This is a genomic window from Streptomyces sp. NPDC088747 (assembly GCF_044751025.1).
Classification (GTDB): Bacteria; Actinomycetota; Actinomycetes; order Streptomycetales; family Streptomycetaceae; genus Streptomyces.
Genome location: NZ_JBIVKZ010000007.1, coordinates 310,453 through 327,282 on the forward strand (window position 1 = coordinate 310,453; position 16,830 = coordinate 327,282).

Annotated in this window: 9 protein-coding genes; all 9 read left to right on the forward strand. The window is 73.4% G+C overall.

What is annotated here, in order from left to right; translation table 11 throughout:
* The first annotated feature begins 748 nt into the window (after positions 1-748).
* The 9 genes from ACIP79_RS19415 (at position 749) to ACIP79_RS19455 (ending at position 16,359) form a co-directional block, all read left to right on the forward strand.
* Positions 749-2,293 (forward strand): acyl-CoA carboxylase subunit beta, encoded by a 1,545-nt coding sequence (locus ACIP79_RS19415; protein WP_401225000.1) that lies wholly within the window; start codon positions 749-751, stop codon positions 2,291-2,293.
* 583 nt (positions 2,294-2,876) lie between these two features.
* Entirely contained in the window at positions 2,877-3,173 is a 297-nt protein-coding gene (locus tag ACIP79_RS19420; RefSeq protein WP_401224783.1) for a hypothetical protein, read from the forward strand.
* Between the two features lie 1,114 nt (positions 3,174-4,287).
* Positions 4,288-5,262: an SGNH/GDSL hydrolase family protein gene (locus tag ACIP79_RS19425; protein ID WP_401224785.1), complete on the forward strand. Its 975-nt coding sequence runs from the start codon at positions 4,288-4,290 to the stop codon at positions 5,260-5,262.
* Positions 5,263-6,539: 1,277 nt separating this feature from the next.
* A complete protein-coding gene (locus tag ACIP79_RS19430; RefSeq protein WP_401224787.1) occupies positions 6,540-7,436 on the forward strand; it encodes a BTAD domain-containing putative transcriptional regulator in 897 nt (298 codons plus the stop codon).
* Positions 7,437-7,993: 557 nt separating this feature from the next.
* A complete protein-coding gene (locus ACIP79_RS19435; RefSeq protein WP_401224789.1) occupies positions 7,994-10,294 on the forward strand; it encodes a (Fe-S)-binding protein in 2,301 nt (766 codons plus the stop codon).
* 384 nt (positions 10,295-10,678) lie between these two features.
* A complete protein-coding gene (locus ACIP79_RS19440) occupies positions 10,679-11,347 on the forward strand; it encodes a ScbR family autoregulator-binding transcription factor (protein ID WP_401224791.1) in 669 nt (222 codons plus the stop codon).
* Positions 11,348-12,057: 710 nt separating this feature from the next.
* Positions 12,058-13,221 (forward strand): 4-hydroxybenzoate 3-monooxygenase, encoded by a 1,164-nt coding sequence (locus ACIP79_RS19445; protein WP_401225003.1) that lies wholly within the window; start codon positions 12,058-12,060, stop codon positions 13,219-13,221.
* 183 nt (positions 13,222-13,404) lie between these two features.
* On the forward strand, positions 13,405-15,093 hold the full coding sequence (locus ACIP79_RS19450; RefSeq protein WP_401224793.1) for a methyltransferase: 1,689 nt from the start codon (positions 13,405-13,407) through the stop codon (positions 15,091-15,093).
* 420 nt (positions 15,094-15,513) lie between these two features.
* Entirely contained in the window at positions 15,514-16,359 is an 846-nt protein-coding gene (locus ACIP79_RS19455; protein WP_383687259.1) for a BTAD domain-containing putative transcriptional regulator, read from the forward strand.
* Positions 16,360-16,830 lie beyond the last annotated feature (471 nt).

Consider the following 16,830-nt stretch of genomic DNA (forward strand, 5'->3'; position numbering starts at 1 on the left):
GGTGACGTCCGCGGTGGCAACTCCCGCGGGCACGGTTGCCGTTGGGCCGGTGCCTGACGCGGCGGCGTCTGCTGGGGCGGCCCCGGCGGCCGTTGCGGTGACGGGCCCGGCAGGAACGGCCGGCCGCACGGCGTCCGCAGGGCGGGCGGCGCAGCCGGTGCCCGCGGGGCCGGTGTCTGCGGCCGGGGCGCCGGGGGAGGTGGCGCCCGCGGTGACAGCTCCTGCGGACACGGCCTCCGTTCCTCCTTTGCCTGTCGCGGCGGCGTCTGCTGAGGCGGTCGCGCCGCGCATGTCCACGCTGTCCGCGGGAGCAGAGCCTGCGGCCGTGGTGACGGCGACTGCGCCGGTGCCCGCACCCACGACTCCCGCACCCACGACTCCCGCACCCACGACTCCCGCATCCCCGCCGTCCAGGCTTACGGAGCCCGCGTTGACTGTGTCCATGGCTACGACGTCCCCGTCCGCGTCGCCCGGTTCCCTTTCCTCTGCGCCGGCGGGTTCTGCGCCCGGGGTGCCGACGGTGCCCGTGGCAGAGCCTGGGGCAGCGACTTCCCCGGGCGCAGGCCCGGGTGGACCGGCGCCGGCCGCGGCGGCGCCTGCTGAGGTGCCCCCGGTGCTCACGCCGTCCGGGTCCACGCCGTCCACGGCGAGTGGGCCCGCACCCACATCCGCACCCGTGCCGGCGCCGGTGTCACCCGCGCCCGCGCCCCGGCCGGTGCCGGCGTCTGCGGGGGCCGGGTCGGGTGGGTTGGGGCGGCGGGTGGCGGAGTTGGGGGCGGTGCGGGGGGTGGCGGTGGCGGGGCCGGGGGAGCGGGCGACTGCTGTTCAGCATGGGAAGGGGAAGCTGACGGCGCGGGAGCGGATCGCGTTGTTGGTGGATGAGGGGTCGTTCTGTGAGGTGGAGCAGTTGCGGCGGCACCGGGCCAGTGGGTTCGGGCTGGAGGCGAAGCGGCCGTACACCGACGGGGTGGTGACGGGGTGGGGGACGGTCGAGGGCCGGACGGTGTTCGTGTATGCGCATGATTTCCGGATTTTCGGCGGGGCGCTGGGGGAGGCGCATGCGGAGAAGATCCATAAGGTGATGGACATGGCGATCGCGGCGGGTGCGCCGCTGGTGTCGTTGAACGACGGTGCGGGGGCGCGTATTCAGGAGGGGGTGTCGGCGCTGGCGGGGTACGGGGGGATTTTTCAGCGCAACTGCCGGGCGTCGGGGGTGATTCCGCAGATCAGTGTGATGCTCGGCCCGTGTGCGGGGGGCGCTGCCTACAGTCCGGCGCTGACGGATTTCGTGTTCATGGTGCGTCGGACGTCGCAGATGTTCATCACGGGGCCGGATGTGGTGCGGGCGGTGACGGGGGAGGAGATCTCGCAGGACGGTCTGGGCGGTGCGGATGTGCATGCGCAGACGTCGGGGGTGGCGCATTTCGCCTATGACGACGAGGAGACGTGCCTGGCGGAGGTCCGTTACCTGTTGTCGATGCTGCCGCAGAACAACCGGGAGGCCGCGCCGCGGGTGCGGTCGGGGGATCCGGTGGACCGGCGTGGTGAGGTGCTGCTGGAGCAGGTTCCGGTGGACGGCTCCCGCCCCTACGACATGGCCGCGGTGATCGGTGAGGTGGTGGACGACGGGGAGTTCCTGGAGGTCCACGAGCGGTGGGCGCGCAACATCATCTGTGCGCTGGCGCGGCTGGACGGGCGGGTGGTGGGGATCGTCGCCAACCAGCCGCAGGCGCTGGCGGGGGTGCTGGACATCGAGGCCTCGGAGAAGGCGGCCCGCTTCGTGCAGATGTGCGACGCGTTCAACATCCCGATCGTCACGTTCCTGGACGTGCCGGGGTTCCTGCCGGGGGTCGACCAGGAGCACGGCGGGATCATCCGGCACGGGGCGAAACTGCTCTACGCCTACTGCAGTGCGACGGTGCCGCGGATCTCGGTGGTCCTGCGCAAGGCGTACGGGGGCGCCTACATCGTGATGGACAGTCAGTCCATCGGTGCGGACCTCACCTACGCGTGGCCGGCGAACGAGATCGCGGTGATGGGCGCGGAGGGCGCGGCCGGGGTCATCTTCCGCCGGCAGATCGCCGAGGCGGAAGATCCCGAGGCGATGCGGGCCCGGCTGGTCAAGGAGTACAAGGCGGAGCTGATGCACCCCTACTACGCGGCCGAACGCGGGCTGGTCGACGACGTCATCGACCCGGCCGAGACCCGCGAGGTCCTCATCCGCTCCCTGGAGATGCTCCACACCAAACACGCCGACCTGCCCTCCCGCAAACACGGCAACCCCCCGCAATAGAGCCGGGCGGCTCCCGGCTGCGCCTACGGCTGTGCTTTCGGCGTACCGCCGGGGCATCTCCGCCCCGCCGGCCCGCCGTGAGCCCCGCATCCGCACCCCGGCAGCGGTACGCCCGTGCCGTGAGCCCCGTACACCCCGGCCAGGACCCGCCCCGCCCCGCCACGCCCGCGGGCAGGGCGTCTTGGGCGGGAACTGCCCGCAGGCGTCCTCCGCCCGGCGCTGCCGGCGCCGGCGGCGTCCCGCTCCGCCCTGGCCCGGGGCGGCCCGGACGCCGGGGTGCGCCGGGTGCTGCGTGGCTCCCCGCCCCGCCCGGATGTTTTTCCGCAGGAGCCGGCGGGAGGGGAAGGAAAGGAACGGGGGTGGTGGTGGGAGGGCGGGGAAATCCGCTGGGCCTGCTCACCCTCCGGGCGCGGTCATGGGCGGATGCCGTCAGCGCGGACAGCCGCCGCAGCAGCCCGGACAGCAGCCGCAGCCGGAGCAGCCGCCGCCGCGGCAGTCGCAGTCGAGGCCGCCGGGGAAGTGGCCGTCCGCGCGTCCGGGGACCGTGCCGTCCTGTGGGGGGCGGGTGAGTGCCGTGCGGCCGATGTCGTCGCTGCGGCCTGTGATGCCCTGGTGGCGGGCCTGGACGGTCCCGCTCTGCGGATCCTGGCGGCGTGCACGCGCGCGGAGAGCGGACTACGGCGTTCCCGATCTGCTTCCGCCCGCGCGGGAGGACCTGGGTCTCCTCCTGTGGCCGGCGGGTGGTGCGGCCGGGCAGGAGGCCGTGGTGCGGGCGCTGGCGGGCCGGATGGTGGCCGGCGAGCTGACGCCGCGTGAGCCGGCGGTGCGGGTCCGCCGGCGGTTCGGGTACGGGCTGCCCCTGGCCGTGCGGCCGGCCTGACTGGACGACGGCTACGACCTCCTGGGATACGGCGCCGGCACCCCGGCACAAGCTCGACGCCGAGATCACGGCCGAAGCCCTCGGGCTCGCACCCTCCCCTCCCCTCCTCCTCGTCGTCGTCCTGCCGCCGGTCCCGTGGACACCCCGGTCTGAAGCAGGCCCCAGCGGCCCCTCCACGGCCCCCGCCTCTCACGGGCCGCGCTGCATGCAGGCCCGCGCGGTTGCGGACTGAGGCTGGAGGGTTCCCGGTTTGCCTTGCCCCACCGGGAGTTGCCAGGACCGAGGGGTGTCGGATCTCGGCAACTGGCAACTGGCAACTGGCAACTGGCAACTGGCCACGGGCTCCTGGCAGCTGGGCCGCCGGTGTCCCGCCCAGGGGAGCGGCGCTGCGGCCCGGGCTTCTCGGGGGGAGCCGTCGGCAGCCGCGCGGGCCGCCGGCCCCGTGGAGGGCCGGCAGACCGTCAAGCCGCCCACGGCTTCACCGGTTTCACCGGCTCTCGGGCGGATCCCGCACTCTGGAGCAGGCCTCCGCCACGGTGACAGCAGGCCGTCGCCGCGGCGGTCAGCCGCGCCGCCGTGCTGCGGAGGCGGCGCCCGGCCGGTGGCGGTCCGTTCCCCGGCGCCGCCGGCGGCGTCCCCCGGTGAGCGCCCGCCCGCGGTGAGGCTGCCGTGGCCGTGCCGCACGCAAGGGCCCGGCCGGCCGGGCGCGGTGCCCGGTGTCCGGGCGCGGCGTTGCGGGCCGTGTACCGCCGCTGTGGGCCGTGAGTTGCCGCAGTGACCCGTGGGCTGTTGCCGTGGGCCGCTGGGCGGGGGCGGGTGTGGTGGACGGGCGTGAACAGGACAGCGGGGTGAGGGGTGCGCGGTGTGCGGTGCCGGCGGGCCGGGCGGGGAGGCGGGGTGGGGTGGTCAGAGGTGGTGGCGGATTGGCCGGGAGGCGGTCGGGTGTGATCGCTATGGCGGGCGGGTCTGTTCGGAACGGGCCGCCGGGGGTGCGGGGAACCCGGGGAGGCTCCACGCAAAGTAACTGTCCGTATTGGATCTAGTGCAGTGAGTGACTCTCTTCGTACGGTCATAGCGCCGTCAACACCGTATCTCTGGAGGATTCGTGGCAAACGTGCGTACTCGACTGGCCGTGCTCGGTTCCGCCGCAGCTCTGGCCGCCGCCGCTCTCGTCCCCGCGCAGTTCGCCGGCGCAACGCCCGCGGCCGCCGCGGCGGCCGGGCCGGCCTACGACTGGGTCGCGCTGGGCGACTCCTACACCGCCGGGGTCATCCCGGCGGCGGGGGAGACGTTCGAAGTGCCCCGGGACGGCTGTGAGCGCACCGACCGGTCCTACCCCCAGGTCATCGACCGCGACCTCAGCTCCCTGATCGAGCTCACCAACGTCAGCTGCGGGGCCGCCACCGTCGAGGACATCGCCTTCAGCGCCCAGCAGCCGATCGGCCGCCACCTGCCCCCGCTGTCCGAGGATCCGGACTACCCCTTCCCGCCGGTGCCCCCGCAGTCCGAGGCGGTCGGCCCCGGCACCGACGTGATCACCGTCGGCGCGGGCGGCAACACCCTCGGGTTCGCCGGCATCCTCTTCACCTGCCTGCAACTGGGCGACGGCAGCGGCGGGGTGGGCACCCCCTGCCGGGACGGCCTCGCCGACGACATCCCCGCCCGGCTGGCCAAGGTGGGCCGCGACTACGGCGACATGCTCGGCGCCCTCCACGAACGCGCCCCGCACGCCAAGGTCGTGAACGTCGGCTACCCCACGGTCATCCCCCAGGACACCTCCAAGTGCCGCTACAACGACTGGGAGCAGTTCGCCTCGATCACCCCGGGAGACCTGGACTGGCTCCGCGACGACGTCCTGAACCCGCTCAACTCCACCATCGCGAAGGCGGCCGGCGAGCACGGGGACACCTTCGTCGGCCTCACCGACTCCTCCCGCAGCCACAGCGTCTGTGACGCGGGCAAGTGGGCGGAGGGCGTCTTCACCGCCTTCCCGAACGACGTGGCCTTCGTGCACCCCAACGCCCAGGGCCACCGGAACGCCGCCGACCATGTCTCCGCGGCGCTCCTGCACGCCCTGGGCGTGAACTGAGCGGCCCGCACGCCCTGCGGGAGCCGTACCGGCCGCCGGCCCGGTACGGCTCCCGGCCGCACGCCACACCCCCGGGGCGGATCGCGGACGCGGACGCGGGGGAGGGGCGGGAGCTCCCGGCCGCCCGCAGTCCGCTCGAAGGTCTACGAGGGAACGCGGCCCCCTGTCCCTGCCTCCAGGCACGGACAGGGGGCCGGCCGGGGGTGGCCGGCGCGGAGGCCCGACGGAGAAGTCCCCACGACCGCCCGAGCCGTCGAGGCCTGGAACCGGTACCCCACCCTCGCCTCGCCTCGCCTCGCCTCGCCCCCGCCCGTCGGCCGTGGCCAACCGGACTGTCGGTTGCCCGGGCAACGAGAAGACCCGCTCCGCGCCGGCGGGGCAGGCACACGGCAACGCACTGCCCCACCGACGCGCCCCGCCCGCACGGAGACGCCCTCGCGCGGCAGGGCACCCCCGGCTGCGAAGGTCCAGGACCTTGCACCGCTGCGCCATCGGCCCGGCGCCGCCCTGGGTGATGTCCCCTCCGGCCGGCACCTCCATGAGCCCGGCAGCCTCTCCCGCCCCTGGCCGCCGCCGCCTCCCTGCGCCCCGGCCCCGCCGGGGACGGCCGGCGAACACGGACCCCCAGCCCGAAACGGCCAGATGCGGCCCGGAACGGCCAACCAGGGCTGTACGCGCGGGAATCACGGCACCGGCAGCGGCCCGCCGGTCCCGGCCACCCGGCTGCACGCCCGCCCGGCGGGTACGGCGCCCCCACCCCGCCCCTGCCCCGTTCCGCGGCCCGCGAGCACGCCCCCGGCCAACCCCCGCAGCCCCAACTGCCCGCACAGAGCCCACCCCCGTGCCGGACTCCCGCCCGCCCGCGCCTGTGACCGGCCCCGCGCCGCACCCGCGCCCGTACGCCGCCCCGCGTGCCGTATCCGCAGCCGCCGTACCCGCGGTGTGCCGCCGCCCCGTCAACACCCCGCCACCCGTCAACTCAACCGCACACCGGTTCTGTTACCAGCCCCCCGCCCACCCGATTCACCGCTTCCGGTGCCCGTTTCCCGGGGTGGATCTCCCGGCGTAAGCGGCGGAGATCCGTCCCCTGAATTCCGCCCCCACGACAGGAGAAGAAGGAATCCCCACGTCAACGACGGGTACACGGAGACGGGGCTCGCACGGCTGTACGGTGCACCAAAACAGCATGGCTGGTTTGCTGTTGACAAACCGTCCGGCCTGTTTTGTACTCGTGAAGTGCCGGACACCACGTGCACACTCATCTAGGGGGCAGCGGCGTGCAGATCGACGTACTGGGCATATTGGACGTCAGGGAGAACGGGGTGTGCATCGCTCCGTCCGCGCCGAAACCCCGGCAGGTGCTCGCGCTTCTGGCGCTGCACGCCGACCAGGTGGTGCCGGTCTCCGCTCTCATCGACGAGCTGTGGGCCGGGCGCCCGCCGCGCAGCGGACGCACCACCCTGCAGACCTACGTCCTGCAGCTGCGCGACCTCATCACCCTCGCGCTCGAACAGGACACACCCCCCGCCCCCGCCCCCGTCTCCGCGGCCGTTCCCGCCGTGTCCGCGGCGGCTGCTGCCGGGCGGCGCAGCGCGAAGGACGTGCTGGTGACCGCGCCGGGCGGCTACATGCTGGTCTCCGGCGGCGGGAGCAGTGACGTGCGGGAGTTCGACCGGCTCGCCGGGATGGGCTACCGGGCGCTGGACGCGGGGGACGTCAAGGACGCCGCCCGTCTGCTGCGCGAGGCGCTGGCCCTGTGGGGCGGCGCGGCCTTCGCCGACGTACAGGCCGGCGCACGGCTGCAGATGGAGGCCATGCGGCTGGAGGAGAGCCGGCTGTGCGCGCTGGACCAGCGCATCGAGGCCGACCTGCGGCTGGGCCGCCACCGTGAACTCCTCGCCGAGCTCACCGTGCTGACCAGCCGTTACCGCACCCACGAGAACCTGCACGCCCAGTTCATGCTGGCGCTGCACCGCTCGGGCAGGCGTGGCGAGGCCCTGGACGCCTATCACCGGCTGCGCACCACCCTGGTACGGGACCTGGGCCTGGAGCCCTCGGCCCGGCTGCGCCGCCTCCAGCAGTCGATCCTGACCGCCGCACCGGAGACCCCCCTGACGGAACAGCCCCCCGCCGCGGCCGCGCTCTCCGCCGCCCGCGCCACCACCGCCGGCTGACACACCGTCCGGCCCGCCGGCAACCGGCCACCCCCACGCACCACCTGTGCGACGGCCCCCGCACGGCCCCCGCACCGGCCACCGCCATCGTCACGACGGCAGCAACCGCCGCCCCCGCAGCCCCGCACCGGCAACCACCGCCCCCACGACGGCGATCGCCCCCCCGGGCGGAAGTCACCGCCGGCGCGCCGGCGCACCAGCCGCCGCCGGTGCGGCAACCGCCACCGGAGCAACAGCCACGGCAACCGCGGGCAGCAGCCGTATCCACGACCGCGACCCACGACTCGCGAGCACGACCCGCGACTTGCGAGCACGACCCGCGAGCCGCGACCACGGCCGTATCCGCGACCGCCGCCATGACAGCTGAGGCGGCGTCAACGGCGGCAGCGGCTGCGAGGTGAGTCCGCCGGCCGTGAGGGCAACGGCGTTCGCGGGACTGTGACTTGGGCTGTGACTTGGACTGTGGCTGCGGTGTGGCGGGCGGAGTGGGTAGCCTCGGACCGCACGGTTAAGTTACCGCTTAGTAGCCGACTCTCGGCGGTTCGAGGAGTCCACTCATGCAACTCGTCGCGATCATCGTGTCGCTGTCCCTGATCGTGGCCGGCTTCGCGCTGTTCGGCCGGGCCATTTCGGGGATCTTCCATTTCCTGCGGCTCGGCCAGCCCGTTGTCCCGCGTCTGCGGACGGGGGAGCCCTACCGGCGCAGTGTGACGCTGGCGAGGGAGTTCGTGGTCCACACCCGGATGAACCGCTGGGGCGTCATCGGGGTGGCGCACTGGTTCGTGGCGGTGAGTTTCTACGCGCTGCTCCTGACGCTGGTCAACGCCACCGGCCAGCTGTTCGTGCCCGACTGGGTGCTGCCGTTCCTGGGCCACTTCACCCCCTACAACGTCCTGGTGGAGTTCCTCGCCGCGATGACCACGGTGAGCATCCTGGTGCTGATCGCCGTCCGCCAGTTCTCCACGCCTCACCGGCCGGGCCGCAAGTCGCGCTTCACCGGTTCCCGGACGGGCCAGGCGTACTTCGTGGAGTGCGTCATCCTCGTGGTGGGCCTGTGTATCGGGGTGCTGCACGCCCTGGAGGGCGCCCTGCATCACGTCGACTCCTACCAGGCCTCCTACTTCCTCTCCTATCCGCTGGTCAGGTGGTTCGCGCAGCTGGACACCTCCACCCTGCACACCCTCGTCTACTGCGTCGCCGGCCTGAAGATCACGACGTCATTCGTCTGGATGATCGTGGTGTCGCTGAAGACGGACATGGGGGTGGCCTGGCACCGTTTCCTGGCCTTCCCCAACATCTGGTTCAAGCGCAACGCCCGCGGCACGGTCGCGCTGGGCGCACTGCTCCCGATGACCTCCGCCGGCAGGCCGATCGACTTCACCGACCCCGGTGAGGACGACGTGTTCGGTGTCTCCCAGGTCGAGCAGTTCTCCTGGAAGGGCCTGCTGGACTTCTCCACCTGCACCGAGTGCGGGCGCTGCCAGTCGCAGTGCCCGGCGTGGAACACCGGCAAGCCGCTCTCCCCCAAGCTGCTGATCATGTCGCTGCGCGACCACGCCCACGCCAAGGCCCCCTACCTCCTGGCCGGCGGCGGCAAGAACGCCGAGGGCGAGGAGAAAGCCACCCCCGAACAGCTCGCCGACGTGCCGGCAGCGGCCCTGGCGGAGGCCGAACGTCCCCTGATCGGGACGCTGGAGGAGAACGGGGTCATCGACCCCGACGTCCTGTGGTCGTGCACCACCTGCGGGGCCTGCGTGGAGCAGTGCCCGGTCGACATCGAGCACATCGACCACATCGTCGACATGCGCCGCTACCAGGTGATGATCGAGAGCGCGTTCCCCTCCGAGGCCGGGACGATGCTCAAGAACCTGGAGAAGAAGGGCAATCCCTGGGGGCTCGCCAAGAAGCAGCGCCTGGAGTGGACCCGGGAGGTCGACTTCGAGATCCCCGTCGTCGGACGGGATCTGGAGGACCTCTCCGAGGTCGAGTACCTGTACTGGGTGGGCTGCGCGGGCGCCCTGGAGGACCGGGCGAAGAAGACCACCAAGGCCTTCGCCGAACTCCTCCACATGGCGGGCGTCACCTTCGCCATCATGGGCGGCGACGAGAAGTGCACCGGCGACTCCGCCCGCCGCCTGGGCAACGAGCCCCTCTTCCAGGAACTGGGCATGGAGAACGTCATGTCCCTCAACGCCGCCTTCGGCGAGGAGACGGACGACGACGGCAAGGTCACCGCGGAGTCGAGGAAGCCGAAGTCCGCGAAGAAGATCGTCGCGACCTGCCCGCACTGCCTCAACACCCTGGGCAACGAGTACCCCCAGCTCGGCGGCGACTACGAGGTCATCCACCACACCCAGCTGCTCCAGCACCTCATCGACGAGGGCAAGCTGGTCCCCGTCACCCCGGTCGAGGGCCTGATCACCTACCACGACCCCTGCTACCTGGGCCGCCACAACAAGATCTACACCCCGCCCCGCGAGATCATGTCCGCCGTTCCGGGCCTGCGCCAGCAGGAGATGCACCGCCACAAGGAACGCGGCTTCTGCTGCGGCGCCGGCGGCGCCCGCATGTGGATGGAGGAGCGGATCGGCAAACGCATCAACAACGAACGCGTCGAGGAAGCCCTCTCCCTCAACCCCGACATCGTCTCCACCGCCTGCCCCTTCTGCCTCGTCATGCTCACCGACTCCGTCAACGGCAAGAAGAACGACGGCCAGGCCAAGGAAACCGTCCAGGTCCTCGACGTCGCCCAACTCCTCCTGGACTCCGTCAAAACCCCCGCCGGACCGCACACCCCGCCCGGCCCCCAGGGCCCGGCCGATCCGCGCAACGCTCCCGAGCCGGAGCCCGCGCAGTAACACCGCCGCCCCCGCTGCCGGCAATACCGCCGCTGTCAACTGCCCTGCCGGTGACGGCGGCAGGGCCGGAGCCGGGACGACGGCGGCCGCAGCAGCGGCCGGTGGCCGGGCAGTTGCCGCAGCAATGGCTGCAGCAGGACTGAGCAGGGCTGAAGGGGCCGCCGTCGGCGGCCCCTTCAGTCGATGACCAGCCGTCCTCGTCCCCCCATATATAAAACCGCGAACGCGGTTTGTTATTCTGTGGGTTGCTCCTGTCCGGGCGTGCCGCGCCGGCCTGCGGTTCGGCGGGGCACCGCATCCCCCGACGCCGGGGGTGCGTTGCAGGAGCCAGGAGATGCCGGTGTCCCGCCGGTGTTCGGCGTCCCGTTGTCCAGGAGGCAGCACATGGTCAAACAGGAGCGAGCCGCCCGCACGCGGCGTGCGCTGATCCAGGCCGCGGCCGAGGTGTTCGCCGAGGTGGGTTTCGTCCCCGCGTCGCTGGGCGCGATCAGCAAGAGGGCCGGTGTCAGCAACGGGGCGCTGCATTTCCACTTCGCCAGCAAGGCCATGCTCGCCGAGGCGATCGAGACGGAGGCCGCCGAGACGGTGCGCCGGCTCACCGAGGCGGCGCGGGCCCGGCACGGTGATTCCCTGCAGGCGGTGGTGGACGCCACGCACGACCTGATGGGCACCCTGGCCAAGGACATCGTGGTGCGCGGCGGGTTCGAACTCGCCGGCGACATCGCCCGCCGCACGAAGTCGCCGCTGCGCAAGGAGTGGCAGCGCTGGATCGAGGACAGCCTGCGCCGGGCCGGGCACAGCGGTGAACTCGCCGACCAGGTGCCCTGGGCGGACGCCGCCCGCGTCATCGTCGCGGCGACCGTGGGCCTGGCGGTGCTCGGCGTCAAGGACGCCACCTGGCTCTCGCGGCAGAACGTCACCCGCTTCTGGGAACTGCTGCTGCCCCGCCTGACCGGCCGCCGCGACACGGGCACCCTGGTGTCCGCCGGCTCCCGCCCGCCCGCCGCCGTCCCCGCCCCTGCCCGCTCCCCCCGCACACCCCCCGCACACTAGAGACACCTGCTCCAGCACCCGTTCCGCCGCTGCCCGCCGCCCCCGCTGCATCGAGAGCGGGGGAGGGGGAAGGGCACCCGCGCACACTAGAGACGCCTGCTCCCGCACCCGCTGCCCGTCCTCCCCCGCTGCATCGAGAGCGGGGGAGAGGGAGGGGCCCCGCGCGCACCGGCCGCAGACCGTGGCGCGTGCCGCAGGAGACCCACGGGCGCGGAACCTCGTACGGGCCCCGGGCGCATCCCGTACGAGACCCGCGCGCCCTCCACCTCGTACGCCCCCGCGCACCTGACACCGCGACACCACCCTCCAGCCCGCCACCCTCCAGCCGGCCGCCCGCCCGCTGCTCACCGCCGCTGCGGACGGCCGGCCTCCGACCTCCGACCTGCGACGGCAGCGGACGACGACCGGAGGGTGGCCCTCGGCCGGCGGCCGTCGGTGACGCGCGGCGACGGCCGCCGAGGGGGCGAGGGCGGCGCCGGGCGCTGACGCACGGAACGGGAAGGCCCGGTCAGGTGCGCCCTGCCGTGCGCTGCCCTGTCGGGCCCTGCCGTGCCGTGCCATGCCGGGCCCTGCCGTGCCGTGCCGTCGAACTCCCGTCCGCCCCGCGCATTCAGGTGATTTAGGTGCGAGCGCTGATTTAGGGCTCTTTAGTATCTGGTCCCGTGACAGACGGGAAGAGCCTGCGGCCGTCGGCCGGCCAGGTGAGCGGTGTGGTCGTCCTGGGGGCCGGGCCGGCCGGGCTCGTGCTCGCCAACATCCTGCTCGACGGGGGCATCGACTGTGTCGTCCTGGAGCGGGCCGGGCGCGGGGACGTGCGGGCGCGGGCCCGGGCCGGGTTCCTGAACGCGCACACCGTGCGCGTCCTGCGACGGCACGGTCTCGCCGAGGGGCTGGACCGGCACGGCCGGCCCCACAGCACGTGCGAGTTCCGCAGCGAGGAGGGCCGTTTCCGGCTCGACTACAGCGGCCTGGGCCTCGGGGAGCGGCACACCGTCTATCCCCAGCAGGATCTGGTGGCCGACCTGCTGGCGCGGTTCGAGGAACGCGGCGGGCAGATCCGTTTCGCCACCGAGGCGGTGGCCGTGCGCCACGCCGACACCCCACGGCCCGAGGTGGAGGTGCGCGAGGCCGACGGGCGGTGTGGCCTGTGGCGGGCGCGGTACGTGGCCGGCTGCGACGGCCGGCACGGCGCCGCCCGGCGTTCCCTGCCCCCCGGCACGGTCCGCCACCACCGCGACCACGGCGTGACCTGGCTGGGCCTGCTCGCCCAGGCGCCGCCCAGCCTGGACGCCGTCGGATACGCGGTCCACGCACACGGGTTCGCCGGGCACATGGCCCGCACCAGCGACATCACCCGCTACTACCTCCAGTGCGAACGCGGCATGCCCGCCCACGCCTGGTCCCCGGAGCGGATCTGGGACGAACTGGACCTGCGGATGCGGGCACGCGAGTACGGCCCCCTGCACCGCGGGCCCCTGGTGCAGCGCACCGTCGTCGCCCTGGAGTCCGACGTCCTGGAACCCCTGCGCCACGGCACGCTGTTCCTGGCCGGCGATGCCGCCGGCCTCATCAGCCCCTCCGCCGCCAAGGGCGCCAACCTCGCCGTCCTGGAGGCGGACCTCCTGGCCCGCGCCCTCATCGACGACCTCACCGCCGGCGACCCCGGCGGCCTGAACGCCTACTCCGCGCGCGGCCTCACGCACATCTGGCGCGCGCAGGAGTTCTCCCACTGGATGACCGCCCTGCTGCACGGCCCGGCGGGCACGGACGGCGAGTCGCGCTTCAACAACTCCCTGCGCCGCTCCCGCCTCACCTCACTGCGCACCTCCCGCAGCCACCAGGACTGGTTCGCCGAGCACTACGTCGGCATCTGACCCCCACAGCCCACCCCGCCCCACGCAGCCACCCCCCCCCACGCAGCCCCCGCGCCCCCGAACTCCCCGCCCGCGTACCCCCGCGCCGCGTACCCCCGCACCCCCACACGCCCCACCCCCACCCCCACCCGCGTACGTCATCCCCCGGCACACAGCCGAACCCCGGAATGAGGATCCCCCGCAATGATCACGGCATTGTCGGGCGATACGTCCCGCCTGCGCGCGACGGTCGACTTCGTCAAGGAACAGGACACCGCCACCCTGCTCCCGCTCCTGCTGCCCGGCCTCGACGGCCCGGAACTGCGGACCCTGGCCGAGCGCTGCGACTTCTCCCACGCCGCGCTGCTCCTCTTCCCGCCCGACGCGGCCGCCCTGGACGCCGCCCTGGCCGCCTGCGGCCTCACCGCCCACGCCCCGCCGCGGCCGAGCGTGGTGGTCCGCGAACGCCTGGCCGCACGCCACCGGCGCGCCGCCGCCCAGCTCGACGTCACCATCGTGCGCCCCGCCGTCCACTGCCACGACGGCACCCGGCGCATGGTCGAGGTGTTCGCGCTGACCGCGCCCGCGGGCTCGGACCTGGAGACCCTCGCCGCGCACGAACGCGAGCACCAGCACGAGGCACACGTCGCCTTCGAGGTCCGCGCACCGGACCCGCTGGTACTGCGCGGCCTGTGCGCCACCTTCGCCCGGTACGGCGCCACCCCGGGCGGCGGCGGCTACAACCCGCACGAGAACGGCACGGTGTTCTACTTCACCGCACCCGCCCAGGCCAAGGCCGGCTACCGGCGCGTGGAGCTCTACGTCCCCGGCGACCACCGCGACGTCCTCGCCGCCCACCTGGAGGAACACCGCAGCCGCCGGCCCGCCGAGAGCCTGCTGCGCCTGCTGACCGGCGCGTGGACCACCCAGGCCCTGGCCGCGTTCACCCGCCTCGAGGTGCCCGACGCGATGGACACGGAGCGCGGCGCCGACGCCGGGCAACTGGCCCGCCGCACCGGCGTGTCGGCCCCCCACCTGGCCACCCTGCTGCGCTACCTCACCATGCTCGGCATCCTCCACGAGGACCGCGACGGCTTCCGTCTCACGGACACCGGCCGCCTGCTGCGCGCGGACACCGACGGCTCGATGCGCGCGCTGGCGCTGATGTACGGGGGGCCCTTCTACGAGTCCTTCGCCGGCCTGGAGCACACCGTGCGCACCGGACAGACCGCCTTCGACCACCACTTCGGCGAGAACCACTTCGACCACTTCGCCCGCGATCCCCGCCTCGCCGAGCTCTTCGACCAGTCGATGGCCGCCGGCGCCCGGATGTTCGACCCGCTGCCCGCCCACCCCGTCCTGACCGCCGCCGCCGACGGCGCCACCGTCGTCGACATCGCCGGGGGCAACGGCGAACTCCTGGGCCGAATCCTTTCCGCACACCCCCGCCTGCACGGCCTCCTGCTGGAACGCCCGCACACCGTGGAGACCGCCCGCCGCCTCCTGGACGCCGCCGGCCACACCGGACGCTGCACCTTCCGGGCCGGCGACTTCGCCGACCTGCCCGCCGGCGCCGACGTCTACCTCCTGTCCCGCGTCCTGCACGACTGGGACGACGACCGCTGCCGCGAGATCCTGCGCCACTGCGCCCGCGCGATGCCCGACACCGCCGACCTCCTCGTCGTCGAACGCGTCCTGCCCGCCGACGGATCCGCCTCCCTGGCCACCGCCTGGGACCTGCACATGATGTGCAACGTCGGCGGCCGCGAACGGCGCGCCGACCACTACGCCCGGCTCTTCGCCGACGCCGGCCTGACCCTGGTCGACCGGGCACCCCTGCCCCTGGACGGCAGCGTCCTGCACGTCCGCAAAACCGCCCCCACCGGCACCTGACCCCCCGCCCCCGCCCCGGCCCCGGCCCCGGCAGACACAACCCCCCCGCCCCGGCAGACACAACCCCCCCAGCACCGCCGCCCACTCCGCCCCGGGACCGGACCCCACCCGGAACCGGGCCCTCACCCGGACCCGGGGCACCCCGCGCAAGAACCGCCCCGCCCCGCCCTGCCGCGCCGCGTCCCGCGCCCGCCGTAAAAGATCAAAAGAATTACCGCGCCACCCCCGCGCGGTCTTTCCGGCCAGTTACCAGGGATTTCTTCCGCATTTCTCGAATTACGTGTCCTGTGCGCCCGTTCTTTGAGGATTGCTCAAATGCCGCTGAAGGAACCAATGCCTCCGGTGCGGGTACGGCTAGCGTGCAAGTTCGCCGACGACTTTCCGCCATCGGGAGTTCCCGACGACGAAACGGAGGAAACCATGGAGATTCAGGTTTTGGGTCCGCTGTGTGCCGCCGTGAACGGGGACTCGATCGTCCCGACCGCCGGGAAGCCCCGACAGGTTCTCGCGCTGCTCGCGCTGTACCCCAGCCGCATCATGCCGGTGTCGACCCTGATGGAGGAGATCTGGGGGACCGACCTCCCGCAGAGCGCCATGACCACGCTCCAGACGTACATCATGCAGCTGCGCCGCTGCCTGGGCACCGCGATGGGACCCGACGCCCCGGGCGCGGCGAAGAACGTCCTGGCCACCCGGCACGGCGGCTACCTGCTGCAGATACCGCCGGAGTCGGTGGACGTGCACACTTACGAACGCCTGGTCACCGAGGGCCAGGAGGCCTTCGAACAGGGCGAGGACGAACGGGCCGCCCGCTGCCTGCGGCAGGCCCTGGCCCTGTGGCAGGGACCCGCACTGGTGGACGTACGGCTCGGCCCGATCCTGGAGATAGAGGTCACGAGGCTGGAGGAGTCGCGGGTGGTGACCGTGGAACGCCGTATCGACGCGGACCTGCGGCTGGGCCGGCACGCCGAACTCATCGCCGAGCTCACCGACCTGATCGCCCGTCACCCCCAGCACGAGGGCCTGCACGCGCAGGCGATGGTGGCCCTGTACCGGTCGGGCCGGCAGGCCTCCGCCCTGGACGTCTACCGCAGACTGCGCGGACGGCTGATAGAGGAACTGGGCGTGGAACCCTCACCCCAGCTCCAGGGCCTGCACCAGGCGATGCTCGCCGTCGACCCGGCCCTGGACGTGATGGCCGGCCCCCGCCGCGGCTCCACCTTCGACCGCTACGCGGCCTTACTGCCCCAACGGTTCGCCTCCTGAACCGCCCCCGACCCCACCCCCACCCCCAGGGCCGACATCCCCCCGCCCCCGCCCTCACCCCCCCCGGGCCTGCACCTCCGCCCCGCCCCCGACCCCACCCCGGCCCGGCATCCGCCGGGCCCTCGACACCGCCACCGGGCCCGCACCTCCGTCCCGTCCCGACTCCACCCCCGGGCCCGCACCTCCACCCCCGCCCCGACTCTTCCCACCCCCTCCGGGCCCGGCACCCCGCACCAGAGGCTTGCCCCCCACCCACAGGCCCTCACCCGAGCCCTGACCCGGGCCCGCCCCCAAGCCCGCATCCGGGCCCGCACCCCCCAACTCCCGCCCCCGCCACCCCCTTCGGGGCCGCGCCCGAACTACCCCCGGCCGTGCCCGAACCGTGCCCGAACCGGGGTCGTGAACGTCCTGAACCCTTCCCTGTCCGCTCCCTGAATCCGGTCCTCCGCCCGCTCTCCAGCCGTACTTGAG

Coding starts and splice junctions, on each gene's coding strand:
- ACIP79_RS19420 (WP_401224783.1), top strand. CDS start 2,877: ATGTCGTCGCTGCGGCCTGTGATGCCCTGGTGGCGGGCCTGGACGGTC.
- ACIP79_RS19450 (WP_401224793.1), top strand. CDS start 13,405: ATGATCACGGCATTGTCGGGCGATACGTCCCGCCTGCGCGCGACGGTC.
- ACIP79_RS19435 (WP_401224789.1), top strand. CDS start 7,994: ATGCAACTCGTCGCGATCATCGTGTCGCTGTCCCTGATCGTGGCCGGC.
- ACIP79_RS19440 (WP_401224791.1), top strand. CDS start 10,679: ATGGTCAAACAGGAGCGAGCCGCCCGCACGCGGCGTGCGCTGATCCAG.
- ACIP79_RS19455 (WP_383687259.1), top strand. CDS start 15,514: ATGGAGATTCAGGTTTTGGGTCCGCTGTGTGCCGCCGTGAACGGGGAC.